Origin of the sequence: Phenylobacterium sp. CCH9-H3 (assembly GCF_001557235.1) — a bacterium.
Taxonomy (GTDB): Bacteria; Pseudomonadota; Alphaproteobacteria; order Caulobacterales; family Caulobacteraceae; genus Phenylobacterium.
The window spans coordinates 37,345-60,879 of sequence record NZ_LSJI01000093.1 but is presented as its reverse complement, the minus strand read 5'-3'; the positions used below and the strand labels follow the sequence as shown (position 1 = coordinate 60,879).

The 23,535-nt window shown below is 69.2% G+C and carries 15 protein-coding genes; 6 read left to right on the top strand and 9 right to left on the bottom strand.

The window, feature by feature from the left end; genetic code table 11:
- Nucleotides 1–44 precede the first annotated feature (44 nt).
- From manD to AX721_RS08425, 3 genes are all read left to right on the top strand, one after another.
- Nucleotides 45–1,256 (top strand): D-mannonate dehydratase ManD, encoded by a 1,212-nt coding sequence (gene manD, locus AX721_RS08435; protein WP_068875569.1) that lies wholly within the window; start codon nucleotides 45–47, stop codon nucleotides 1,254–1,256.
- Between the two features lie 86 nt (nucleotides 1,257–1,342).
- Nucleotides 1,343–2,089, top strand: coding sequence for a FadR/GntR family transcriptional regulator (locus AX721_RS08430; RefSeq protein ID WP_068875568.1), 747 nt, complete (start codon nucleotides 1,343–1,345; stop codon nucleotides 2,087–2,089).
- A 152-nt stretch (nucleotides 2,090–2,241) separates the two neighbouring features.
- Nucleotides 2,242–2,793 (top strand): hypothetical protein, encoded by a 552-nt coding sequence (locus AX721_RS08425; protein WP_068875567.1) that lies wholly within the window; start codon nucleotides 2,242–2,244, stop codon nucleotides 2,791–2,793.
- A 21-nt stretch (nucleotides 2,794–2,814) separates the two neighbouring features.
- Here the strand turns inward: AX721_RS08425 and AX721_RS08420 are convergent, their stop codons facing one another.
- The 5 genes from AX721_RS08420 to AX721_RS08400 form a co-directional block, all read right to left on the bottom strand.
- Complete coding sequence (locus AX721_RS08420) at nucleotides 2,815–5,193, bottom strand: glycoside hydrolase family 3 N-terminal domain-containing protein (protein ID WP_068875566.1); 2,379 nt, start codon at nucleotides 5,191–5,193, stop codon at nucleotides 2,815–2,817.
- 1 nt (nucleotide 5,194) lies between these two features.
- A complete protein-coding gene (locus AX721_RS08415) occupies nucleotides 5,195–6,883 on the bottom strand; it encodes a glycoside hydrolase family 43 protein (RefSeq protein WP_231733318.1) in 1,689 nt (562 codons plus the stop codon).
- Nucleotides 6,884–6,978: 95 nt separating this feature from the next.
- Nucleotides 6,979–7,833, bottom strand: a complete 855-nt coding sequence (locus AX721_RS08410) for an aldose 1-epimerase (protein ID WP_068875565.1) — start codon at nucleotides 7,831–7,833, stop codon at nucleotides 6,979–6,981.
- Between the two features lie 33 nt (nucleotides 7,834–7,866).
- The gene (locus AX721_RS08405) at nucleotides 7,867–8,865 is read right to left on the bottom strand and encodes a glutathione S-transferase family protein (protein WP_068875564.1); all 999 of its coding nucleotides are present in this window, start codon (nucleotides 8,863–8,865) and stop codon (nucleotides 7,867–7,869) included.
- A gap of 72 nt (nucleotides 8,866–8,937) precedes the next feature.
- On the bottom strand, nucleotides 8,938–9,615 hold the full coding sequence (locus AX721_RS08400; protein ID WP_068875563.1) for a TetR/AcrR family transcriptional regulator: 678 nt from the start codon (nucleotides 9,613–9,615) through the stop codon (nucleotides 8,938–8,940).
- A gap of 178 nt (nucleotides 9,616–9,793) precedes the next feature.
- Here AX721_RS08400 and AX721_RS08395 point away from each other — a divergent pair, with 178 nt between their 5' ends.
- Nucleotides 9,794–10,822 carry a glutathione S-transferase family protein gene (locus AX721_RS08395; RefSeq protein ID WP_068875562.1) on the top strand — a complete coding sequence of 343 codons (1,029 nt, stop codon included), beginning with the start codon at nucleotides 9,794–9,796 and terminating at the stop codon, nucleotides 10,820–10,822.
- Nucleotides 10,823–10,857: 35 nt separating this feature from the next.
- Here the strand turns inward: AX721_RS08395 and AX721_RS08390 are convergent, their stop codons facing one another.
- On the bottom strand, nucleotides 10,858–12,039 hold the full coding sequence (locus AX721_RS08390) for an endonuclease/exonuclease/phosphatase family protein (RefSeq protein WP_068875561.1): 1,182 nt from the start codon (nucleotides 12,037–12,039) through the stop codon (nucleotides 10,858–10,860).
- 396 nt (nucleotides 12,040–12,435) lie between these two features.
- On the opposite strand from AX721_RS08390, the gene AX721_RS08385 reads away from it, so the two are divergent.
- Both AX721_RS08385 and AX721_RS08380 read left to right on the top strand, forming a co-directional pair.
- Nucleotides 12,436–14,910: a TonB-dependent siderophore receptor gene (locus AX721_RS08385; RefSeq protein ID WP_068875560.1), complete on the top strand. Its 2,475-nt coding sequence runs from the start codon at nucleotides 12,436–12,438 to the stop codon at nucleotides 14,908–14,910.
- 28 nt (nucleotides 14,911–14,938) lie between these two features.
- Nucleotides 14,939–18,109, top strand: a complete 3,171-nt coding sequence (locus AX721_RS08380; protein ID WP_068875559.1) for an amidohydrolase family protein — start codon at nucleotides 14,939–14,941, stop codon at nucleotides 18,107–18,109.
- Nucleotides 18,110–18,116: 7 nt separating this feature from the next.
- Here AX721_RS08380 and AX721_RS08375 read toward each other — a convergent pair whose 3' ends face one another.
- Genes AX721_RS08375 through AX721_RS08365 form a run of 3 tightly spaced genes read right to left on the bottom strand, consistent with a single transcriptional unit; the run spans nucleotide 18,117 to nucleotide 23,489 of the window.
- The gene (locus AX721_RS08375) at nucleotides 18,117–18,608 is read right to left on the bottom strand and encodes a hypothetical protein (protein WP_068875558.1); all 492 of its coding nucleotides are present in this window, start codon (nucleotides 18,606–18,608) and stop codon (nucleotides 18,117–18,119) included.
- A 31-nt stretch (nucleotides 18,609–18,639) separates the two neighbouring features.
- Nucleotides 18,640–20,718 carry a penicillin acylase family protein gene (locus AX721_RS08370; protein ID WP_068875557.1) on the bottom strand — a complete coding sequence of 693 codons (2,079 nt, stop codon included), beginning with the start codon at nucleotides 20,716–20,718 and terminating at the stop codon, nucleotides 18,640–18,642.
- Nucleotides 20,706–23,489, bottom strand: coding sequence for a TonB-dependent siderophore receptor (locus AX721_RS08365; protein ID WP_068875556.1), 2,784 nt, complete (start codon nucleotides 23,487–23,489; stop codon nucleotides 20,706–20,708). Before AX721_RS08365 ends, AX721_RS08370 begins: the two co-directional genes overlap by 13 nt.
- Between the last annotated feature and the right edge of the window lie 46 nt (nucleotides 23,490–23,535).

Sequence of the window (23,535 nt, the reverse complement as noted above, 5' to 3'; positions counted from 1 at the left end):
CCCCTCTGTCGCAGCCTAGGCAGAAGCGTCCGCGAAAGGCCTCCATGCCCAAGATCACCGCCGCCAAGACGATCGTCACCTGCCCGGGACGGAACTTCGTCACGCTCAAGATCGAGACCTCCGACGGGGTCACGGGCGTGGGCGATGCGACGCTGAACGGCCGCGAGCTGTCGGTGAAGAGCTATCTGGACGACCACGTGATCCCCTGCCTGATCGGCCGCGACGCGCACCGGATCGAGGACATCTGGCAGTATCTCTACAAGGGCGCCTACTGGCGCCGCGGGCCCGTGACCATGACGTCGATCGCCGCCGTGGACATGGCCCTGTGGGACATCAAGGGAAAGCTGGCCGGCCTGCCGGTCTATCAGCTGCTGGGCGGGGCCAGCCGTAGCGGCGTCATGGTCTACGGCCACGCCAATGGCGAAACGGTAGACGACACCATCGCCCGCGCGCGCGAATATCAGGCGGCGGGATACCGGGCGGTGCGCCTGCAGACCGGCGTGCCGGGCATGAAGGGTACGTACGGCGTCTCGAAGGACAAGTTCTTCTACGAGCCCGCCGACGCCGACCTGCCCACCGAAACCGTCTGGTCCACCGAGCGCTACCTTCCGGTCGTGCCCGAACTCTTCGCCGCGGCGCGCGAGGCGCTGGGCTGGGATATCCACCTTCTCCACGACGTCCACCACCGGCTGAAGCCCATCGAGGCGGCGCGCCTGGGCAAGGACCTGGAGCCCTATCGCCCCTTCTGGATCGAGGACCCGACGCCGGCCGAGAACCAGGACGCCTTCCGCCTGATCCGCCAGCACACGACCACGCCCATCGCGGTGGGCGAGATCTTCAACTCGATCTGGGACTGCAAGGCCCTGATCGAGAACCAGCTAATCGACTACATCCGCGCCACCGTCACCCACGCCGGCGGCATCACCCACCTGCGGCGGATCGCGGCCTTCGCCGACCTCCACGGCGTGCGGACGGGCTGCCACGGCGCCACCGACCTGTCGCCGGTGTCGATGGCGGCGGCGCTGCATGTGGACCTGTCGATCCCGAACTTCGGGGTCCAGGAGTACATGCGCCACACCGCCGAGACGGACCCGGTGTTCCCGCACGCCTATGCCTTCGCCGACGGCCAGCTGCACCCCGGCGAGTCGCCGGGCCTGGGGGTCGACATCGACGAGGCGGCGGCGGCGAAGTTCCCCTACCGCCGCGCCTACCTGCCCGTGGCGCGGCTGCAGGACGGGACGATGCACGACTGGTGAGGCGCAGGTTCGGCAAGCGGTCCTGACTCATGGTATCGAACGCCCGGCGTCCCAGTGGACGCGCAGCAGATATGCGTCAGGAGTCCATGGCCGTCAGCGGCAAGCTCTACCGGCGTCTCGCCGACTCCATTGCCGCCGAGATCGAGGCGGGGACGTACAAGGTCGGCGAGCGCCTGCCCACCGAGCGCGAACTGGCCGATCAGTACGGCGTCAGCCGGCCCACCCTGCGCGAGGCGCTGATCGCGCTCGAGATGCTGGGCATGATCGAGGCGCGCCACGGCCTCGGCATCTATGTCACCCGCGCCCAGATGCCCCTCACCGCCTCGGCCTACGACGTCGAGATCGGCGCCTTCGAACTGATCGAGGCGCGGCGCCTGTTCGAGGGCGAGGCGTGCGCTCTGGCGGCCGCCACCATCGACGAGGAGGCGATCGCCGAACTGGAGCGCCTGCTGGGCCTGATGGCCGACCAGGACGAGCTCAAGGGCGAGGACGCGGACAAGGAATTCCACATGGTGATCGCCCGCTCGACCGGGAACGGGGCGATCATCGCCACGGTCGAGAACCTGTGGGAGCTGCGCAACCGCTCGCCCCTGGCCCGCGCGATCCTGAGCCGCGCGCGCGGCGGCGGCCTGGAGCCGCGGATAGAGGAGCACCGGCGCGTGCTCGACGCCCTGAAGGCGCACGATCCCGCCGAGGCTCGCCAGGCCATGCGCGACCACCTGGAGCGCGTGATCGAGCATCTCCTCCACGCCACCGAGACCGAGGCGCTGGAGAAGGCTCAGCAGGAGAGCAAGGCGCGCCGCAGCCAGGTGGCCAAACGGGTGGCGATCTGACGTGGAGCCCCCGACGCGGCCTATGATTTCGCCGCCGCCGATACACAGCGGCAACATCCCGGCCGCACTGCAGACCTAACCCCTTCCCCGCGGGCGAACCGGCGCCGCGTGGGGACGTCTCCTTGCGAAAACGCTCGCCTTCGCATCGATCCTTGGCGCTCGTCGTCGCAGCGGCTCTCCACGCGCTGCTGGCCGCCCTTCTGATCGCCAGGACGGCGCCGCAGACGCCCGAGCCCCGCGCCATCCAGGTCACGCTTCTGGAGCTGCCGCCGCCATCCAAGGCGGAGCCCCGGGCGCCGTCATCGCCGAGCCTTGCGGCCAGCCCGGGCCCCAAGGCTCCGGCCAACCGCCTCGCGGCGCCCACGGCGAGCGCAACACCCAGCCTGGATTGGCGGGTCCGTCCCTCCGACGCGCCGGAGCCCGATGGGACCCGCGCGGCGTTGCGGGCGAAGCTTGGATGCCGAACCGCGGACCTCCTCGCCCTGACCAAGGCCGAGCGGGCCGCCTGCGACGAGGCGCTGGCCAAGGGCGCGGAGACGGCGCCGACCTACCCGGTCGTCAGTCCCAAGCTCAAGAAGGTGTTCGACAAGACCTTCGAGTGCCCGAAGGGCGACGTCTGGTGCGAGTACCGCATCGGCAAGGCGCCCTACCCCGGCCTATTGGCGCCGCGGAAGCCGCGGGACCGATCCTGGGACCAGGACTGAGCCCGGCGCTGCTGGCTCGACCTAGGTCACGGTGAACGACGCCGACTTGACGTCGCGGCTGTCGCCGCCGGCCATCACCGTGAACTTGCCCGGCTCCACAACCCGCTTCATGTCGATGTTCCAGATGGCGAGGTCGGCCGGCGTCAGCTCGAACGCCACGGTGCGCTTCTCGCCGGGCGCCAGGGTCACGCGCCGGAACGCCTTCAGTTCCTTCACCGGCCGGGTCACCGACGCGGCCTCGTCGCGCAGGTAGATCTGCACCACCTCGTCGCCCGCCCGCGCGCCCGTGTTCGTCACATCCACCTCGATCCGCACGCTTTCGCCGGCGCCGATGGTGGCGCGCGCGGGCCGGGGCGTTCCGATCTCGAAGGTCGTGTAGGAGAGGCCGAAGCCGAAGGGATAGAGCGGGGCCGCGTCGGCGAAGAGGTAGCCGCGGCGGGCGCTGGGCTTGGCGTTGTAGAGCACCGGCAGCTGACCGGCGTTGCGGGCGATGGTCACCGGCAGCTTGCCGCCCGGATTGACCCGGCCGAACAGGACGTCGGCCACCGCGTGGCCCGTCTCCTGCCCCAGGTACCAGCCCTCGATCAGGGCGTCGGCCTTCTCGGCCAACAAGGTCACCGACAGGGGCCGCCCGTTGAGCAGCAGCACAATCGTGGGCTTGCCCAGGGCGAAGATCGCCTGAGCCAGGTCGTTCTGCTGTCCGATCAGGTCCAGGCTGTCGCGGTCGCCCAGGTGGTTATCGGCCCAGGCCTCGCGGCTGGTCTGTTCGTTGTCGCCCAGCACCATCAGCACCACGTCGGCCTTCCTGGCGACCTCCACGGCCTCGGCGATCAGCCGGGCGTTCACCGCGGGATCGACCAGCTTGACCTCGTCGGCGGCCCAGACCCGGCTCTCGGTGATGCGGACCGCCTCGGCGTAGTCGACCTGGAACCGGCCCTTGGCCTCGGCCTGCAGGCCCTCCAGCACGCTCACCACCTTGCGGGGGATGTCGCTGTAGCCGCCGATCGGCGTGTCGCGGGCATGCGTGCCCAGCACGGCCAGACGGCCGACCTTGCCGGCGTCCAGCGGCAGCAGGCCCTTGTCGTTCTTGAGCAGCACCATGGCCTTGGCGGCGGCCTGCCGGGCCAGGGCGATGGCGTCGGGCGCGGCGGTCAGCCGGTCGGCGTTCTTCAGGTCGCCGTAGGGGTTCTCGAAGAAGCCGCCCTCGAACTTCAGCGTCAGGACCCGGCGCACGGCGGCGTCGATCTCAGCCTGGCTGATCCGGCCGGCCCGCACCAGCTCCGGCAGGCGGTTGTAGGCCTCGCCATCGGGCAGCTCGACGTCGACGCCCGCCTTGATCGCCGCCACCGCCGCATCGTCCAGCGTCTCGTACATCTTGTGGCGGGTGACCATCTCGCGGATCGCGAAGTAGTCGCTCAGGGTGGCGCCCTGGAAGCCCCACTCTTCGCGCAGCACGTCGTGCAGCAGCCAGCGGTTGGCGTGCGAGGGAACCCCGTCGATCTCGTTGTACGACGGCATCACCGCGCGGACGTTGGCCTCCTTCACCGCGCGCTCGAAGGGCGGGAAGAAGTTCTCCCGCAGGGTCCGTTCCGAGATCTGGGCCGGGCCGATGTTGGTCCCGCTCTCCGGCTGGCCGTGCCCCGTCATGTGCTTCAGCGTGACGAACACCTTGTCCTTGGCCAGCGGCAGGGTGCGTCCCTGGAACCCTCGGATGGCGGCCAGGCCGATCTCGGCGCAGAGGTGGGGATCCTCGCCATAGGTCTCCTCGATCCGGCCCCAGCGGGGGTCGCGCGCCACGTCCACCACCGGCGCCAGCGCGATGTTGGAGCCGCGCAGCCGCATCTCGCGGGCGGTGATCGCGAAGACCTTCTCGACCGTCTCCGGATCCCAGGTGGAAGCCAGGGCGATCGCCTGCGGGAAGCTGGTGGACTCGCGGGCCACATAGCCGTGCAGCGCTTCGTCGTGCATCAGCAGCGGGATCCCCAGGCGGGTCTTCTCCATCGCCCATTTCTGGGCGGCGTTGATGTAGCGGGCAGTCTCGGCGGGCGTGCGGTTGACCGTCCCGGGTTCGGCGCCGGCGAAGGCGCCCGCCTTGGCGCCGCGGCGGTCGGAGGGGCGCGAGATCTGACCCAGGCCATGCGGGAAGGCCTTGGACGCGGCTTCCGGCGAGAACTCGGCCTCGGCCGTCTGGATCTGTTCCTTGTTCAGCCAGATGCCGACCATCTGGGCGACCTTCTCCTCCAGCGTCATGCGACCGAGAAGGTCGTCGACGCGGGCCGGGATCGGCGTCTTGGGATCCTTGTAGAGCGGCCGCCCCTGCGCGTGGGCGGCAGGCGCCGCAAGCGGGCTGGCCAGGACGGCGAGGCTGGCGCCGAAGCGGCGGCGGGTCAGGGTCGTCATGTCAGTCTCCGTCCGGCCGGGCCGGGCTGTAGGCATAGAGCCCGAAGGTCGCGCCGACGAAGCCGCCGGCCGTCTTGGTGGAAAGGATCGTGCCGTCCTGGTCGGCGGCGAGCGTGGTCCAGCGGCCGGGCGCCAGGGCGTAGGCGAAGTCGTAGCGGCCGCCGCGCGCCGTGATCTTGAGCTCGACCGGCTGGCCGGCCGGAACGGGCGCAGTGGCGACGACCTCGCCGTTCACCGGCGCCTTGGGTCCGGCGCGACGCTCCAGGGCGACGACCATGGCCCCGCCCTCTCGCCCAACCGTCAGGGCGTAGAAGAAGTCAGGGCTCTGCAGGGCGACCAGCCCGGCGCGATCGCCCCCGCGCGCCGGCGTGAACCGCACGCGCGTCGCCGCCTCGGCGTTCACGTGCTGCTGGCGACGGCCGGCATAGGCGGGATGGCCGGAACCGCCCAGGGGTTCGGCGCCCTCCAGCACCAGCGTTCCGGCGTCGAGGCGATACCAGGGCCCGCGCGGATTGCGGATCGTCATCCACTCTGGCCCCAGCGCCTTGCCGTCGAACTCCTCCCTCTCGGGCGGCGTCCCGGCCGGCGCCGGCGGCAGGTCCGGCCGCCGATGCGTGCGTGGGATCGCCTGGCCGGACGGCAGGATCACGGGCCAGCCGTCGTCCGTCCACTTGACCGGCAACAGGAAGGTTTCACGGCCGGTGTTGTAGAAGTCGCCGGCGTACGGCTGGGTCGCCAGGAAACTGGCCCACCACTCACCCTTGGCCGTTTGCACCAGCTGGGCATGGCCGGCGGAGGTGATCGGGTGCGGCCGGCCGCGGGGCAGGCCGCGCTGGGTCAGGATCGGATTTCCGGACCACGGCTCATAGGGACCCAGCACGTTCCGGCTGCGCAGGATCACCTGCGAGTGGCCCTCCGCCGTGCCGCCCTCCGCGCAGCTCAGATAGTACCAGCCGCCCCGCTTGAAGATGTGGGGCCCCTCGATCCAGATCGGCTTGGTCGAGAGATCGACGCCGCCGTTCACCAGCACCTTGCGCGGGCCGATGGGCTTGCGGGCGGCGAGGTCGAATTCCTGGATCCAGATGGCGCGGTGGCCGGGGTAGAGCGGCGCGCCTTCCGGCGGACCGTTGTTGAGCAGCCAGGTTCGTCCATCCTCGTCGAAGAAGAACGAGGGATCGATGCCGTCAACGTCCTTGATCCAGATCGGGTCTGACCATGGCCCGGACGGATCCTTCGCGGTGATCAGGTAGTTGCCGCCGCAGTCGACGCAGGTGTTCAGGATGTAGAACGTCCCGTCCCGGTGGCTGATGGTCGGGGCGAACACCCCGCGGGAGAGGCCGAGGTCCTTGAAATCCAGCTGGTCCGGCCGGTCGATCGCGTTGCCGATCTGGGTCCAGTTCACCAGGTCGCGGCTATGGAACACCGGCAGGCCCGGGAAATAGGCAAAGGTCGAGGTGACGAGATAGAAGTCGTCGCCAACCCGCGTGAGGCTAGGATCAGGATAAAAGCCGCGCAGGATCGGGTTGCGGTACTCGCCGGGCTTCAGCGGCGTGACGCCGGCAGGATCATGGCCGCGATACTCGAACCAGTCGAAGCGGGCCTCGGCGGCCGACGCCGGGCTAACCAGCGCGAGCGCCACGAGCGCGGCCGCGCCGAGCGACAGCACCTGCCTTCGCGACCTCGCCGCCACACGCCCTCCTTACGTCTCCTCAGGCGGTCTTGCGCCGCCGCATGCGTGACGTTGTGCCGGAGGTGGTCAGACCTTTCAAGCAGAAATGTTAGCGCTCACATTAGAGCGATACGCATCCAGGCCGACAGGTTCTCGCCAGGGGACAGCACCCGCATGCCGTGCGCCGCCGGATCGATCATGTTCAGGGCGTTCGGGGCGTGGCTGACCGGCTCGACGCAGAAGAAGTCCTCCGCCGGCGGCGCGAAGACATGCAGGCAACCCAGCTCCGAGGTGGCGGTGACCTCAAGGCTCGGCCGGCCGGGACCCAGGTCGATCCGCGCGGGACCGGTCCAGCCGGTGTGGCAGTGGTCCACAAGACGCTCGCTGCGCACCGGCGCCCCATCCGCCCACGGCGCGGCGGCCACGAGCTCGGTCGGCAGCAGGTCGGCGGAAGCCTGCCAGACACCGGTCGTCCGGGCCGTCAGGCGCGCCGTCGCGCTGTGCGGGAAGTAGGGATGGAACCCCACGCCGAACGGCCCCGGCGTGTCCGCCCCATTCAGAACATTCATCTCGAAGGTCGAACCATCGGGCGTCAGCCGGAACGTCTGGCGGGCCCGATAGCGCCAAGGCCACTCGGTCGCCGCGGGCTCGAAGACCAGGGTGACGAAGTCCGCGCCTTTCGCCTCCACCTGCCAGGCCCCACGCCAGCCGTCGCCGTGCAGCGGATGGGCCTGGCCGGCCATGTTCCGGCTGAGCGCGGCGGTCCGGCCGGCGAAGGTGAAGCGGCCGTCGGCGATGCGGTTGGCGTAGGGCACGAGCGGGAAGCAAGCCGTCTCCAGCACGTCGGTGGCGCCGTCGGGCGTGGGGCGCAGCAGGTCCTCCCCCTCGTGGGTGAGCGACAGGATCGCGCCGCCGAGGTCCGGATCGAAGTCCAGCCGCAGGCCGCCCGCCTGGAGAGTTTCACGCGCCATGCCGCCTTGATAGCCCGCCCCGGCCGGCCGCGCCTAGGCGGGGCGCAGGAACGGCAGGCCGTTCGCCTCGCGCAGGATCGCGGCGAGCTCCGCATTCCCGGCCAGCGGCGCATAGCGGGCCCGGAGGGCGGCCAGCGACTTGGCGTGGTACTTCTGCGGCGGTTGGGTATAGGGCGCCCCGGCCAGTTCGATGGTGAACTCCGGATCCCCCGCCATCAGGGCGGCCGCGTTGGCCGTGGACCACGGCAGGAAGTAGCGGCCCACGTAGGCGAGCAGCGGCGCCATCGTCGGCTTCAGGCTCTCCCAGTCCTCGAACGCCCCGTCGACGCGCGGCTCCAGCATGCGATGGCACCAGTCCAGCACGGCCGGCCCGCGGGCCCGGATCATGCCGCCGCAGGTGGGGTCGACCGAACATTCGTAGAGTTGCGCCGACAGCCCGAAATCCCCGAACGCAGGGCGCGCGCCGAAGAGATACTTCCGCGCGGCCAGGTGCGGCTCCAGGAGGTCAAGAAGCTCCAGATAGTAGGCGGTGATCAGCGGCGCGTTCGCTTCGCTGGAGCCGACGAAGTGGCCGCGCCCGGTCATGCGCTCGCGGACGAGCTTTGTCCGTTCCGCCACCTGCTCGGCCGTGCCGTTCGGCAGGCTCAGGCGGGCCAGGGTCTGGGCCGAGGCCGCCTGGTCCACGTCGGCGTACCAGCGGTGATGGAACATCAGCTTGTTGCCCCACTCGTCGCCGAACTCCTCGAGGAGAGCGGAGAGGAAGGCGAGCGCCGGATCGGCCGGATGCATCGACGGCTCCGGGAACCGGGCTTCGATCGTCTCGAGGATCGGGGTCGAGTCCTGCAGGCCCTCGTCCTCCGGCGTCGCCACCGTGGGCACGATCGGCAGCTTGGCGTAGCGCCTGTAGGCTTCGTCCGAGTCCGCGTTGCGCGGGATCCACTCGTGCGGAACGCCCTTGAAGCGGAAGTACGATCGCACCTTCACGGAATAGGGCGACATCTCCGAGCCAAAGATCCGGTAGGGCGCAGCCATCAACTTCCTCCCCAGACCAGAACAGCCGTTCTGGTTCCCTGTCACCGCCGCCCGGTCGCCCGAGCCGGCGCATCATCCCTTCCGGCTGGCCGCCGCGCCGTCGATGCCCAGATAGCGGAGCAGCATCAGGCTGAGCTCGTCGTGCAACTCGGGATCGTCCGCCGCCCAGGGGCCGGGCCCGTGCAGCATGGCCGAGATGATCTGGCCGTGCATCATCCGGATGGCGAGCTGGGCCCGCCGCCGCGTCCGCTCGTCGACGGCGATCCCACGCGCCGTCAGCAGCTGCGCCACGAACTCGGCCTCGATCGCCTCGATCCGCCGCATGGGCGGCCAGACGTTCTGGCCGCGGAGGCTGAGTTCGAACAGGGCGCGGTAGTAGCCCTCGATCCCCCGCATGGTGCGGGCGGTATTGCCCGCCAGCCGCCGCAGCAGTTCCTCCAGCGTCTCGTCCTTGCGCGCCGGATCCTCGAAAAACCTGGCGATGTTGGCCTCGGCGCGGGTGGCCATGTCGGCCTGGAGCGCGAGGAAGAACGCCTCCTTGTCCTCGAACCGCCGATAGAAGCTGCCGACCGAGCAGCCGGCGCGCTTGGCGATGTCGGTGATGTGCGTCTGCCAGAATCCCGCCGCGGCGAACGCACGCTCGCCCGCCTTCAGCAGCCGGTCCCGCTGTTCGCGGCTCCGGTTCTGATAGGCCGGCCGCGTCCAGGTCGGGTCGGTCTCGCCGGTGTCCAGCGGCTTGGGTTTCGGCATCTGCATCTTCCGCTGCTCACCCAGCGGTTTAGCCCCCCGCTACGGTCTTTCCAATCGGCGCACGCCCGGGCCGGCCTCCCGCCGTCTCGCCTTGTTCGCCCGCGTGACAAGGGTCATGCTCAATTGCGAACCGGAATTACGGTTTATCGCCCGCGCTTCTCTGTCAACGGAGAGATATATGGACAAGCCTGACGGCCGCGTACTCCTGAGCGGGGTTCCTGGATCCCCCTACACCCGGAAGATGCTCGCGCTGCTGCGCTACCGGCATATCCCGTACAGCCTTGTCCAAGTCTCGCACGATGTCGCGGGCCTGCCGCGACCGAAGGTGCCGCTGTTGCCGACATTCTACTTCGAAGGTCCGGACGGCGGACGCATCGCCGTGACCGATTCCACGCCAATCCTTCGACGGCTGGAACGGGAGCGCCCAGGTCGAGAGGTCCGACCGCCCGATCCCGCCCTGGCCCTCATCGATGCGCTGCTTGAGGATTTCGGCGACGAATGGCTGACGAAGGCCATGTTCCACTACCGGTGGGCCTATGACGCCGACGTCACCAAGGCCTCGGCCGTGCTGCCGGCTTTCACGCGCGCGCGCCTGCCGGACGACATCCTGCAAGGCGCCGGCCGCGCCGTGGCGGAACGGCAGATCCCCAGGCTGCGCTACGTGGGCTCCAACCCGACGACCGGACCCGTGATCGAGGCCGGCTACGTGCGCTTCGTCGATCTGATGGAGGCGCATCTGCGCGACCATCGTTTCCTGCTCGGCGGACGGCCCGCCGCGGCCGACTTCGCCATCTATGGCCAGCTCACCCAGTTGGCCCATTTCGACCCGACGCCCATGGCGCTGACCCACGCCCGGGCTCCGCGGCTCTGCGCGTGGGTGCTGTTGATGGAAGACCTCACCGGCGAGGAGCCCGCCGAAGCCGATTGGGCGGATGCCGACGCCCTGCCGCCGACGATCACCGCCCTTCTGCGAGAGGCCGGCCGTGCTTATGCGCCCTTGCTGCTGGCCAATGCGCGCGCCGTCCAGGCGGGTCAGGACGAGGTGCGGGCCGAGATCGACGGCCAGCCGTGGGTGTCACAGCCGTTCCCATACCAGGCGAAGTGCCTGGCCTGGCTGCGGGAAGAGTACGCGGCGCTCTCGTCCCCGGACCGCGCTCGAGCGGACGCGGCTCTCGCCGGTACGGGGTGCGAGGCGCTGTTCGCCTAACGCGGCGGTGGAACCGCAGGGGGACCATCCGCCGGCTAGGGCCCGGGCGGAGCGAGCAGATCCTGCAGGTACTTGTCGGCGAAGTCGGTCCGGATCTGGATCCACAGCGGCCTGTGATCCGACATCTGCCAGGTGCGCCACTTGCGGAACAGCTTCTCGCGGGTGTCGGCATGGAACCGGGGATCCGCCTCTGGATCCGAGGCGGGCATGAAGGCGTCGTAGATCTGCAGATCCTCCTCCCGGAAGACGTCGGCGAACATGTCCACCATGCCACCGCCGACGCACTCGAACCGCGGGTCCTTCACCCGGGTGGCGATCTGGTCGTAGAAGTGGTCGCCGGTCTTGCGGACCTTGGCCCCGTCGATCTGTTTCGGGACCTGGAAGCCGTTGCTGACCAGGGCCTCCATGGTCTTGTGCTTGGGGCTGACGACGTTGAAGTCGCCCAGCACGATGTAGTTCTCGACGGCGCCGCTGGCGTCGCGCTCGGCGTCGTTGTCGTCGTCCTGCCGCTTGGCGAAGAATTCCACGAGCCGCTCGATCTCGGCGATGCGCTGCTTCAGCTTCTGGCCGCTGTCAGCGCCGTAGTAGATGTGGACGGTGCAGAGGCTGAAGCGGAACCAGCCGGACTGGAAGGCCACCAGGAACGGCGTCCGGGCGAACTGCTGCTTCACCTCCTCGTACTGGTCCTTGACCTTGGCCGCGGCCGCAGCGGTGGGCTCGACCGGCGCGGCGGCGCCCCTGGGGGTTTTCACCTTCTTCTGCGCCACGACCATCTGGCCTTCGGGCAGCACCACTTCGCCCGCGATCTTCCGGAACCAGACCTTCTCGGTGTTGAAGACGAACGCCATCCGCTCGTCATTGCCGCCGGAGCCTTCGGTGGCGTCGGTGGCGATGTAGTCCCACTCCCGGCCGAGGATCCGCATCAGCTTTTCCAGGCCGGTGAGGTCGCGGTTCACCTCTTGGAGCGCGACGAGGTCGAAGCAGGAGATGATCTCCGCCAGATAGTAATAGGTCTCCGGCAGCCGGGGCCCGTACCCGAACTTGTTGGATTCGAAATCCCTGATGTTCCAGGTCGCCAGCAGGAGCGTGTCGTCGCTCTTGCGCTTGCGCAGGTCCTGCAGCGAGGCCTGCATCTTCAGCAGGCGCTCGGCGCACCGCCGCCCGGCCACGGGCTCCCGCGACAGCAGACCGCGCAGATTCACATAGTTGTTGCTCATCGCCGCCCCCACCCTTGCAAAGGAAGTAATCCCCAGGATCACAACCATGGCAAGAAGACCCCATGCACGTCAGCGTGAAGGCGCCACACTGCGGCGTCATTTCAGTTTTCATCAGATTCGTCAAATCGTCGCTCATGTATAAAATTCATCATGGTGAGTCGTTGCGGAGCCTATTGCCCAATCGCCTGGCGTTTTGCTCTAAAGTCGGCCCGTTTAGCCTGTATTTGATGCAATCTATGGACCGCCACTCGATCCGCGACCCCACCCTCATCTTCCATGTTGCGGGATGCGAAAGTCACATCTCTCGTCCTCGCAAGAACAGCCGGGGAGCAACACCCGGACTACGCAGGGGGAAGCGCCGCGAGGGTCAGGATTTTGACCGGAGGAGCGGGGCGAGTGCGGGTATTCACAAGGACGTTTCTGCTGGCGGGCATTTCGGGGCTCGCCCTTGCGGTGGCGGATACGGCGGCGGCGGCCGAGGCAGCCGCTGAAGCCTCCGTCATCGACGAACTGATCGTCACCGGCACGCGGTCCACCGCGCGGACCGTGACCACCAGCCTGGCGCCGATCGACGTGCTGAGCGCCGAGGTGCTGGAGAAAAGCGGCAAGCAGTCGACCCGCGACCTGATCTCCACGCTCGTGCCCTCGGCCAACACGTCCAATTCGGGCGCCGGGGCCAGCTTCGCCATCAAGACGGTGTCCCTGCGCGGCCTGGCCAGCGACCAGACGCTGGTGCTGGTCAACGGCAAGCGGCGGCACAACACGGCCATCCTGTTCGTCAACGGCACGACCCAGGCCGGCCAGTCGCCGCCGGACCTCGACCTGATCCCCTCCTCGGCGATCCAGCGGATCGAGGTGCTGCGCGACGGCGCCTCGGCGCAATACGGCTCGGACGCCCTGGCCGGCGTGATCAACATCATCCTCAAGGACGACGCCGAGGGCGGCTCGTTCACCGCCCTGGCGGGCACGACGCTGCAGGGGGATGGCGAGACGCTGCAGGGCTCGCTGAACTACGGGATGGGCCTGGGCGAACGCGCCTTCCTGAACGTGACGCTGGACGCGCGCACCACCAACCTGGTCGACCGGGGCAAGTACACGCCGGCGACGGCCAACCTCTACTTCCCGATCGCGCCGGGCGTTCCGGACCCGCGCGAACAGACCATCGACCGGCACGTCTCCCACCCCGGCGCGCCGGCGTCGCAGCTCTATTCGCTGGGCTACAACACCGCCTGGGACGTGAGCGAGGCCGTGAAGCTCTACAGCTTCGGCACCGTCTCCAGCCGCAACTCCGCCGCCTGGCTGACCTTTCGCGCCCCCAACGCCTTCAACAACAACGCGACGGTCTATCCCGACGGCTACTCGCCCCGCCTGTTCCTCAGGGATCGCGACTACCAGGCGGCGGTCGGCGCCAAGGGCTCAGGCCTGCTCGGTTTCGACTGGGACCTGTCGACGTCACTCGCGCGGAGCAAGGTCGGCTACTACGAGAACTCGCTGAACGCCTCGTACGGCCCGGCCTCGCCCACCTACTTCTACCTCGGCACGCTGACCTTCAAGGAATGGACCAGCAACTTCGACATCAGCCGCGAGTTCGACTTCGGCCTCGCCAAGCCGATGTTCGTGGCGGCGGGCGCCGAGTACCGGGAGAGCGAGTTCGTCATCACCGCGGGCCAGCCGGAATCCTACGACACCGGCCCGTTCACCTATCCCGCGGGCCATCCGCTGGCCACCAACCCCGCCGCGATCGCCGGCGGCGCGAATGGCGTCTCGGGCTTCCCGCCCAACACGGCCGGTACGTTCAAGCGGAACAACAAGAGCCTCTACCTCAACATCGAACAGGCCCTGACCGACAATTTCGAGATCTCGCTCGCCGGCCGCTACGAGGACTATTCCGACTTCGGCACCGCCGAGACCGGCAAGGCGTCGCTGCGCTGGGAGCCGATCGAGGGCTACGCCATCCGCGCCACCGCCTCCACCGGCTTCCGGGCGCCTTCGCTGCAGCAGCAGCACTACGGATCGGCCAGCACCATCAACGTCGCCCTGCCCGGCCGCCCCGCCCAGCTGGGCCCCTCCCAGATCCTGCCGACCAACAACCCGGCCGCGATCGCGCTGGGCGCCAAGCCGCTGGAGCCGGAGAAATCGACCAACTATTCCGTCGGCCTGGTCATGCAGCCGCTGCCGGGCCTGAACGCCACGGTCGACGTCTATGAGATCGAGATCCGCAACCGCATCCTGCAGAGCGAGCAGCTCGGCCCCAATGCGGCGGTCAGCCAAGCCCTGATCGCCGCCGGCCTGCCCGGCGGGCAGGCCGCGTTCTACTATGCCAATGCCGCGGACACGACGACCCGGGGCCTGGACGCGGTCATCGACTACCGCACCGACTTTGGGGAGTACGGCGCGGTCAAATGGACCCTCTCGGCGAACTTCAACAAGACGAAGTTCGACCGCATCACTCCGCCCCCGCCCATGCTGGCGGCGGCGGGCCTGGTCCTGGTGGGCCGCGGGCAGATCGGCAACTTCACGGTCGGCACGCCCCGCAACAAGCAGATCGCCTCGGCGGAGTGGACGATCCAGAAGTTCACCGCCAACCTGCGCATCACCCGCTACGGCAAGGTGATCCAGCGCAACTCGGCCAACCCCAACCTCGACGAGACGGTCTCGCCCACCGGGATCGTCGACCTGGACCTCGCCTACGACCTCAACGAGAACCTGCGGATCTCGCTGGGCGCCAACAATCTGACCGATGTGCTGCCCGACATCGTGCAGCCTGCGAACCGCGGGGCGGCGACGGGCCCATTCGCCTACTTCAACCAGTTCTCGCCCTTCGGGATCGCCGGCGGGTTCTACTATGCCAAGGTGATCGCGAAGTTCTGAGGCGGCGGTGGGGATCCGGGGGCGTTCGATGCGTAAATCACCTCGCGGCGGCGTGGATCGCCGGCGGTTGCTGTCGATGGGCGGAACGGCGATCGCCGCCTCGTCCCTGGCCTCGCCGGGGGCGGTCGGGGCGGCGGCCAGGGACCGGCCGGTCGTGCGCCAGGTCACGGTCACGGAGGGGACGAACATCGCCGTCTCCGCCGCGCCGGACGGCCGGACCCTGGCGTTCGACCTCTATGGCGTGATCTGGACAATCCCGGTCGCGGGCGGCCCGGCCCGGCGGCTCACCGACGACCTCACCGACGGCGCCCAGCCCGACTGGTCGCCGGACGGCAAGCGGCTGGTGTTCCAGTCCTATCGCGACGGCTCGTTCCAGATCTGGACGGTCGGCGCCGACGGGACCGGGCTCCGGCAGCTCACGGAGGGGCCGTTCGACTGCCGCGAGCCGCGCTTCTCGCCCGACGGGAAGATGGTCGCCTTCGCGTCCGACCGCACCGGAGCCTACGCCATCCACGTCCTGGACCTGGCAAGCGGCGCCATCCGGCTGTGGGCCACGGCCGACGGCCAGGCCTGCGAGCCCGCCTGGTCGCCGGACGGGCAGCGCATCGCCTTTGCGGTGGAGCGGGCGAGGGTCGAGATCGTCGACGCCGGCGGGACCCGATCGGTCGGGCCCACAATCAAGGCGTCGGCCGACCGGATGAACCCGGTCGAGCTGCACAGCCCGGCCTTCACGCCGGACGGCACAGGGATCGTCTATCCCCTGCTGGCCAACGGCCGGTCCGAGATGATCGGGCCGGATGGCCCGCTGGTGTCGGGGCAGGACGTCTTCCCGTTCCGCCCGGCCTGGCTGCCCAACGGCGACATGGTCTATGCCGCCGACGGCAAGATCCGGCGCCGGACCCCGGCGGGCCAGGTCAGCGACATCCCCTTCAGCCTGTCGGTTCCGGTCACCCGGCCGAACTACAGGAAGCGGCAGAGGGACTACGACGGCGCGGGCGCGCGCCGGGTCGTGGGGATCGGCAGCCCGGCCCTGTCGCCGGACGGGTCCCAGGTCGTGTTCCGGGCGCTGAACGCCCTGTGGCTGCTGCCGCTCAGCGGCAAGGCGAGGCGGCTGGTCGATGACGGGTTCTGGGTCTGCGACCCCGCCTGGTCTCCCGACGGAAAAACCCTCGCCTACTCCACCGACCGCGGCGGCAAGCTGGACATCTGGCTGCGCGACATGGCGAGCGGCGCCGAACGCCGCCTGACCACGCACAAGGACGCGGCCGTCTCGGCGGCCTGGTCCCGGGACGGCAAGACCATCGCCTTCCTGGACCAGAACGGCTCGCAGCATACGGTCGACGTCGCCGGCGGCCAGATCCGGCAGGTGTTCGGCGCGATCTGGGAGCCCGGCAAGCCCACCTGGAGCCCCGACGGCAAGACCCTGGCCCTCGCCGCCTTCAAGCCCTACGCCGCCCGCTTCCGGGAGGGGCTGAGCGAGATCCTGACGGTCGACGTGGCCACCGGGGCTGCGACCTACCAGCCGGTGTTCCCGCACAAGTCGCTGGGGACGCGCGGCGACGACGGCCCCGTCTGGTCGCCCGATGGCAAGAGCCTGGCTTTCGTATTCGCCAGCCGCCTCTGGACGGCGCCGGTGGACGCCCGGGGCGTCATGACCGGTCCGCCGAAGGCCCTCAACGCCGAGGTCACCGACGCCCCCACCTGGAGCGGCGACAGCCGCAAGCTCCTCTATCTCTGCAACGGCGAGCTCCGGCTGATCGACGCCGCGGGCGGGGCGCCGAGCACCGTCGCCCATGGGATCACCTGGGCCACGGCCAAGCCCAAGGGCCGCCTCGTGATCCGCGCGGGCCGCCTCTGGGACGGGCTGGACGCGAGCGCCCGCAAGGACGTCGACATCGTCGTTGTGGACAATCGCATTGCCGAGCTCGCGCCCGCCGGGGTGTCGGTCGCCGACGCCCGCACCATCGACGCCCGCGACGCCACCGTGATCCCCGGCCTGGTGGAGATGCACGCCCACCGCCAGATGCAGGGCTACGGCTACGGAGACCGCGAGGGGCGCCTGTGGCTGTCCCTGGGCGTCACCACGGCCCGCTCGCCGGGCTCGCCCGCCTACCACATGGTCGAGGACCGGGAGGCCATCGACGCGGGCCTGCGGCTCGGGCCCCGCTACTTCTCCACCGGCGAGGCGATCGACGGCGGCCGGATCTACTACAACTTCATGCGCCCGGTGACCGAGCCGGGGCAGATGGAGCTGGAGCTCTCGCGGGCCAAGGCCCTGGGCTACGACCTGCTGAAGTCCTATGTCCGCCAGCCGCTGCAGGCGCAGCGGGACATTACGGCCTGGGCCCACGCCGAGGGCATCCCGGTCACCTCGCACTACCACTACCCGGCGCTCAACTTCGGCCTGGACGGGATGGAGCACATCGGCGCCACCAGCCGCACCGGCTACTCGCGTACGGTGAGCCAGCTGGGCGTCAGCTACGAAGACGTCACGGCCCTGTTCGCCGCCAGCGGCGCGCGGCGTACCCCGACGCTCTTCACCTCGTCGGTCCTCTACGCCCAGGACCGCTCGCTGGTGGACGATCCGCGGACCAAGGCGCTCTACCCGCCGTGGGAATACGCCAAGCTGCAGCAGCGGGCCGCCCAGCTGCGGTCCGCCGACGTCAGCGCGCCCCTGGCCTCGCTCGAGCGCAACGTCGCCCACCTCCGGGCGATCCTGAAAGGCGGCGGCCGCGTGGTGACGGGCACGGACTCGCCGATCGATTTCAACGGGATCAGCCTGCATATGAACCTGCGGGCCATGGTGAAGTTCGGCATGACGCCCGTGGAGGCCCTCACCACCGCCACCCGCTACGCCGGCGAATTCCTCGACCAGCCGCTGGGGGTCATCAAGCCGGGAATGCTGGCCGACCTGGTCGTGACCGAGGGTGATCCCCTGACACGGATCGAGGACGCGGCCGCCGTGCGCCACGTGATCAAGAACGGCGAGGCGTACGACCTGCCCACGATCCTCGGGCCATTCGCGGGCATGAAGACGGCCCAGGCGACGCCGGTGCGCATGGCGGCGCGCGCGGCGCCGCCCGGCCTCTGGTGGCACGACGCGGCCTATGTGGAGTCGGGCCGCGCCGCCTGCTGCGTGGATGGGTTCTGCGCCGTGGGCGCCGGCGGCCGCCGCATCTTCCGGGCGACCGAGGTCTGAGCCGCCGCTACTTCTTGTACTTCGGCTCGTCCGTGACCTTTACGAAGTGCTCCTGGTAGGCGCGCGACTTGCCTTCCGGGCTCTTGCCGATGCCCCGGCGCACGGCCGTCTTGCCGTCCTTGCTGAAGGTCCAGAATTCGCCGGCGATCACGTCACCGTCCTTCATCTTTAGGATCTGCAGTTCATGCGGCTCGGTCAGCAGGGTCGAGATCTCGTTGAAGCGGGTCTGGTTAGGGAACGGCGCCACCTTCCCGTCCAGCGTCGAGACGTGGTCGCTGATGTAGGGCTTGTCCGGCTGGGTCGTGTTTTCCGAGTGATAGTGGAGCGTATCGCCCTCCACCTTCATCCAGATCGTCAGCTTGAAGTTCGCCGGGGTGGTGATGCCGGGGGTGTCGTTGTGCTGCTCCTTCCAGGCGCCATCGACGGGGTGGGCCAGGGCCGGGGCGGCCAGCAGGGCGGCGCTCACCGCCAGGCCTGCAACGATCGCGCGCATGTTCATCTTGGGCGTCCTCTCGAAGGGTGATGCGAAACTAGTAGGCGACCCGCTCTTCCACGTGCTTCTCGACCTCGGCGCGGGTGGTCCACAGGGTCCGGAAGGTCTTCTTCGACAGGTGTTCCAGCTGGTCGCTGCGATGCGGCGAGCCGGGCTGGGTCGAGTTGCCGTAGCTCATCAGGCCCACGGCCTTGATGGGCGTCGAGAATTCCACCATCGACATCCAGGTCTCGCCATGGACCGGCGTGCGCTTGCCGTCCTTGAGCGGGCTCCAGGTCATCACGTGGAAGACGCCGGTGTTGCCGAAGCCGCCGCTGCCGGGGAGGTCCACCTTGCCCAGGGCAAAGCGCGAGACCTCGCCGAACGGCCGGTCGATGGCGCCGTAGCTGGCCTTGGCCTCCTGCACGGCCGCCTTCAGCATCGCCACCGCCTGGGCCGGGTCCTTGAGGCCATAGGGCGTGTCGATGGGCTTCTCGGGATCCCAGCGGACCCGGTAGTTGGCGTCGCTGATGTAGGTGGGACCGGCGAACTTACGGGCCCAGGCTTCGAACAGCAGGGCGCCCTTGGCGTCGGCGGTCACGGTGCGGTCCCAGGCCTTGAGCACCGCCGCGGCCTCCAGCACCTCCGGATCGCTGCTCTGCGCCGCGGCGGCGAGGAGTTCGTCCAGGACCCGGTCGGTCATCAGCACGTGGTCGCTCAGCTTGCGCGCCACGAAGTCGTCGAAGGTGATCTTCGGCGAATCGGCCATCAGGTGGGACGAGTGCTGCGCGCGCAGCGACATCGGCCCGTTGTTGGCCATGTAGGCGGGATAGTCCTTGGCGTGGATCGCCTGGGGCCAGGTCGACACCCAGGGCGGGTCGTTGGAGTTCTGGACGTAGCCGCTGGGCGGATCGATGACCTTGGGCAGGTCCTCGTAAGGATGCGTCTCGGTCCACAGGGTGGCGGAGGTATCGCCGGGAACCAGCCCAGCCCACTTGGCGACGTTGCCATCCGGGTGCTTGGGCAGGATGCCGTTGTAGAGGTACTGAACGTGCCCTTCCTTGTCGCCGTAGACGATGTTGAAGGAGGGCACCTGCAGGCGCTTCATGACCGACTGGTATTCGGCGAAGCTCTTCGACTTGCCCATGTCCCAGTACTGGCGAAGGCCGCCGGGGCGATCGAGGCCGGCCACCTTCACCGCCACCGTCTTGCCGTCCGCGCGGGCGAAGACCGGGCCGTGGACGGATGAACGCAGCTCCAGGGTCTGGGTCGCGAGCGTGCCGTCCGGCTGTCGGACCTTGAGGCTGGCGGTCCGGGTCTCGAAGGGCCGCACCTTGCCGTCGAACAGATAGCCGCCGTCCGCCAGCTTCAGCTCATAATTCGTGGCGCCCAGCACGCCGTTGACCGTGTTGGTGAAGCCCATCCGGTCGTTGAAGGCGAAGCGCAGGACGGGCAGTCCCACCTGGGTCGCGCCATACATCTTGAAGCCCGGCCCGTTCAGGTCGGCCTCGAAATAGGTGAGCTGGCTGGGCGCCCACGGCAGGTGTGGGTTGGCCAGCAGCATGGTGTTCCCGCTGGCCGACTTCTTGGGCATCACCGCCCAGGCGTTCGAGCCGGCGTCGGCGTTGGCTCCCATGGTCCGGCCCTGGGGCGCCACATAGACGTAGTTCATCAGCCGGTGGCCGTGCGCCATGACGTCCACGCCAGTGATCGGGAAGACCTGGAGCATCGACGGATCGAGCTTGTCCGGGTGGGCCTTGGCGTAGGCGTTCATTCCCTCGGCGAAGGCGTCGAGGTTGGCGCGGAAGCTGGCCGGCTCCTGGGCGTACCAGGCCTTGGCGCGCTCGTAGACGCCGTTGGCGATCACCCACTTGTCGGACTCGATCTCGGCCGGTCCCCAGTATTCGGCGGCGCGGCCACGAGCCTGGCCGTACAGCTTCACGACCACGTTCCCATGGTTCTTCGCCGTGGCGTAGCCGAAGCCGTAGAAGACCGCGGCCTCGTCCTTTCCGTAGATGTGCGGGACCCCGTAGCTGTCGAACAGGATCTCGCCCCGGGGCGCCGCGACCGACAACGCCGGCGCGGCGAGGACGCCGGCAGCCAGGCCCGCGGCGATGAGCGGCTTCAGAATTCCCATTGAACCCTTCCGTAGTAGGACCCGCCGGTGAAGCCGATCGGCGAGGTGCCGGGATACTGGCCTGCGCCGGTGTTGGCGTTGAAGATGCCGTTGGCGTCCGGGTAGTTGTTGAACAGATTGTTGGCCCCCACCGCCACGGTCACGCGGTAGGGCAGCTTGTAGGCGAGCTCCAGGTCGACGATCCATTCGGCGCCGTAGGCCCGGTCGTTGGCGACGGCGTTCTGCTGGATGAAGTACTTGCCGAACCGGGTGGCGCGGCCGTTGAGGGTCAGGTCGTTCCAGGTCCAGGTGGCCGACAGCGCGATCTTGTCCTTCGGGAACGCCCGGGTCAGGTAGCCCTGGCTCAACCGGTCGAAGAGCACGAACGTCGGACCCAGCGCGCTGAGCTCCGGCGGGTTCGGGATGATCCCGGTGATGTCCGTGTCGTTCCAGTTGTAGCCCGCGGTAGCCCGCAGGCTGCCCCAGTCGCCCAGGTCTGCGCGGTAGGTGGCCACGATGTCGACGCCATCCGTCCGCGTGTCGATGGCGTTGGTGTAGTACTGGGCGCTCAGCGAGCCCGGCAGGCCATTGGCGATCAGGATGTTCGAGACGGCGGTCCCGGTCAGGGTGCTGGTGATGGCGATCCGCTTGTCCACCTCGATGCGGTAGGCGTCGACGGTGATCGCCAGGTTCGACATCGGCTCCAGCGTCAGGCCGACGCTGTAGTTGGTGGACTCCTCGGGCTTCAACGGCTCGGCGCCCAGGGCGATGGCTTCGGGCGAGCCCACCGGCAAGGTCTTGATCTGCAGCAGGTCGAGGACGCCGTTCACGAGTCGGAACTGGCTGGAGCTGGCGGCGTAGTTCTGCTGCGCCAGGCCGGGGGCCCGGAAGCCGGTGGAGACCGCGCCGCGGACGGCCAGCCAGTCGGTCAGCTCGAAGCGGGCGTTCAGCTTGCCGACCAGAGTGTCGCCCGAGCTGTCGGAATAGTCCTCATAGCGCGCGGCGGCGCCCAGGAAGAGCCGGTCGCTCGCCTCCCAACCCAGCTCCACATAGCCCGCGAAGTTGTTGCGGTGCGACTTGCTGGCGTCGGACGGCTGGAAGCCGGGTGTGGCCTGGGCGCCGGTCTGCGGACGCTGGCCGGCGAACGGTTGGCCCGCTGGGATCACATAGGTCCCCGCCGCGTAGCTGAGCGGCTCGCCCGCGCCGACCGAATAGGTCTCGCGGCGGTGCTGGGCGCCGAAGGAAACCTGCAGCTGGCCGGCGCCCTCAAGCTCGAACGGCCGGGTCACGTCCAGCGAGTTCACCCACTCGGTCGATTTGAGCTGGCCCACGTAGAAGACCGTCGGGCTGGTCGGCCCGAGGCTGGCGTTCAGGGTGTTGGAGGTGTTCTCGCGCGCCCGGTTGTAGCCGTAGGTGGTGGAGACGTCCCACGACCAGCCGCTGAGCTCGCCCCGGGCGCCGAGCGCGACTTCGAAGTCGCGTTCGCGGATCACCAGGTTCGGGCGGAAGCCCTCCGGGTAGATCTGGGGCAGGGTGTTGACGTTGTTCGGCGAGCGGAACGTGAAGGGCAGATCGGACAGACGCCGGCTGAACGTGCCGAACGAATAGAGCTGGACGCCGCCGTCCAGGTCGTAGCGGCCGTTGTAGCCGAAGCTGATGCTCTCCTGCGGCAGGACGCCGGAGTTCTTGGTGACCAGCCGGTCGGCGGTCAGCTCGCGCGGGTCGGGCTGGCCGTTGATGCGCGGGTAGAGTTGGACCGTCGAGGCCACCGGAATGGCGCGGTTCGACAGCTCCTGGCTCTTGCTGGCCAGCGACAGGTTCAGGAAGCCCTGCTCCCCGATGCTGGAGCCGTAGTTGGCCTGGAACTGCCACAGCGCTCCGTCGCTGCGGTCGAAGTTCTGGCCGAAACTGCCGCTGACGAAGCCGCCTTCGGTCTCGCGCAGGATGATGTTGATGACGCCGGCGATGGCGTCCGATCCGTACTGGGCCGCGGCGCCATCGCGCAGCACCTCGATCCGCCCGATGGCCGGCACCGGGATGTGGTCCAGGTCCGCCGGGACCGAGCCGTTGTAGAGCGACGACACCGAGTTGATCAGCGAGGTCTTGTGGCGGCGCTTGCCGTTCACCAGCACCAGCGTCTGGTCCGGGTTGAGGCCGCGCAGGCCGCCGGTGGCGATCACCGTCGACGTACCGCCGCCGGCGCGAGCCGGCAGGTTGAAGGACGGGACCAGCGTCTGCAGGGCCTGGAAGGCGCCGGCGCGGCCGGTCTTCTCGAGGTCCGCCGCGCTCAGCACGTCGATCGGCGTCGGGCTGTCGGTCACGGTGCGCGGCGCGCCGCGGGCGCCCGTGACGACCAGCTCGTCCAGCGCCGTCGGCGCGGCCGGCGCGCCGGCGCTCTCATCCTGCACGGCCAGCGCGGTCGCCGTCGCATAGACGGGACCGGCCGAAGCCGTCCGGATCAGCGAGGCGGGCGGCGCCGACGCCGAAAGCGCGATCAGGTCCTTCTGGGCCATGGCCACCCGGAGCGGCGAGCCGGCGATGATCTGACCCAGCGCCGAGCGGGTCGCCATCCGCCCACGCACCGCCGGAGAGATCAGGCCCGAGACCCGGTCGTAGGGGTACAGCAGCCGCACCCCAGACTGAGCCGAGAGCGCGTTCAGCGCCCCCTGCATCGGCTGGGCGGCGATGTCGAAGTTCGCCACCGTGTCCTGGGCCGCGGCCGGCGCCGCGGCCAGGGCGACGAACGCGGCGACGGGCGAGGCCCACGCAAGAAGATTGGATTTCAGCAGCATATGCGAGGCCCCCCGGGTGCATCCAGCTACCCATCCGAACGGACGG

Coding starts and splice junctions, on each gene's coding strand:
- AX721_RS08430 (WP_068875568.1), top strand. CDS start 1,343: ATGGCCGTCAGCGGCAAGCTCTACCGGCGTCTCGCCGACTCCATTGCC.
- AX721_RS08390 (WP_068875561.1), bottom strand. CDS start 12,039: ATGAGCAACAACTATGTGAATCTGCGCGGTCTGCTGTCGCGGGAGCCC.
- AX721_RS08375 (WP_068875558.1), bottom strand. CDS start 18,608: ATGAACATGCGCGCGATCGTTGCAGGCCTGGCGGTGAGCGCCGCCCTG.
- manD (WP_068875569.1), top strand. CDS start 45: ATGCCCAAGATCACCGCCGCCAAGACGATCGTCACCTGCCCGGGACGG.
- AX721_RS08405 (WP_068875564.1), bottom strand. CDS start 8,865: ATGGCTGCGCCCTACCGGATCTTTGGCTCGGAGATGTCGCCCTATTCC.
- AX721_RS08370 (WP_068875557.1), bottom strand. CDS start 20,718: ATGGGAATTCTGAAGCCGCTCATCGCCGCGGGCCTGGCTGCCGGCGTC.
- AX721_RS08400 (WP_068875563.1), bottom strand. CDS start 9,615: ATGCCGAAACCCAAGCCGCTGGACACCGGCGAGACCGACCCGACCTGG.
- AX721_RS08395 (WP_068875562.1), top strand. CDS start 9,794: ATGGACAAGCCTGACGGCCGCGTACTCCTGAGCGGGGTTCCTGGATCC.
- AX721_RS08420 (WP_068875566.1), bottom strand. CDS start 5,193: ATGACGACCCTGACCCGCCGCCGCTTCGGCGCCAGCCTCGCCGTCCTG.
- AX721_RS08365 (WP_068875556.1), bottom strand. CDS start 23,489: ATGCTGCTGAAATCCAATCTTCTTGCGTGGGCCTCGCCCGTCGCCGCG.
- AX721_RS08380 (WP_068875559.1), top strand. CDS start 14,939: ATGCGTAAATCACCTCGCGGCGGCGTGGATCGCCGGCGGTTGCTGTCG.
- AX721_RS08410 (WP_068875565.1), bottom strand. CDS start 7,833: ATGGCGCGTGAAACTCTCCAGGCGGGCGGCCTGCGGCTGGACTTCGAT.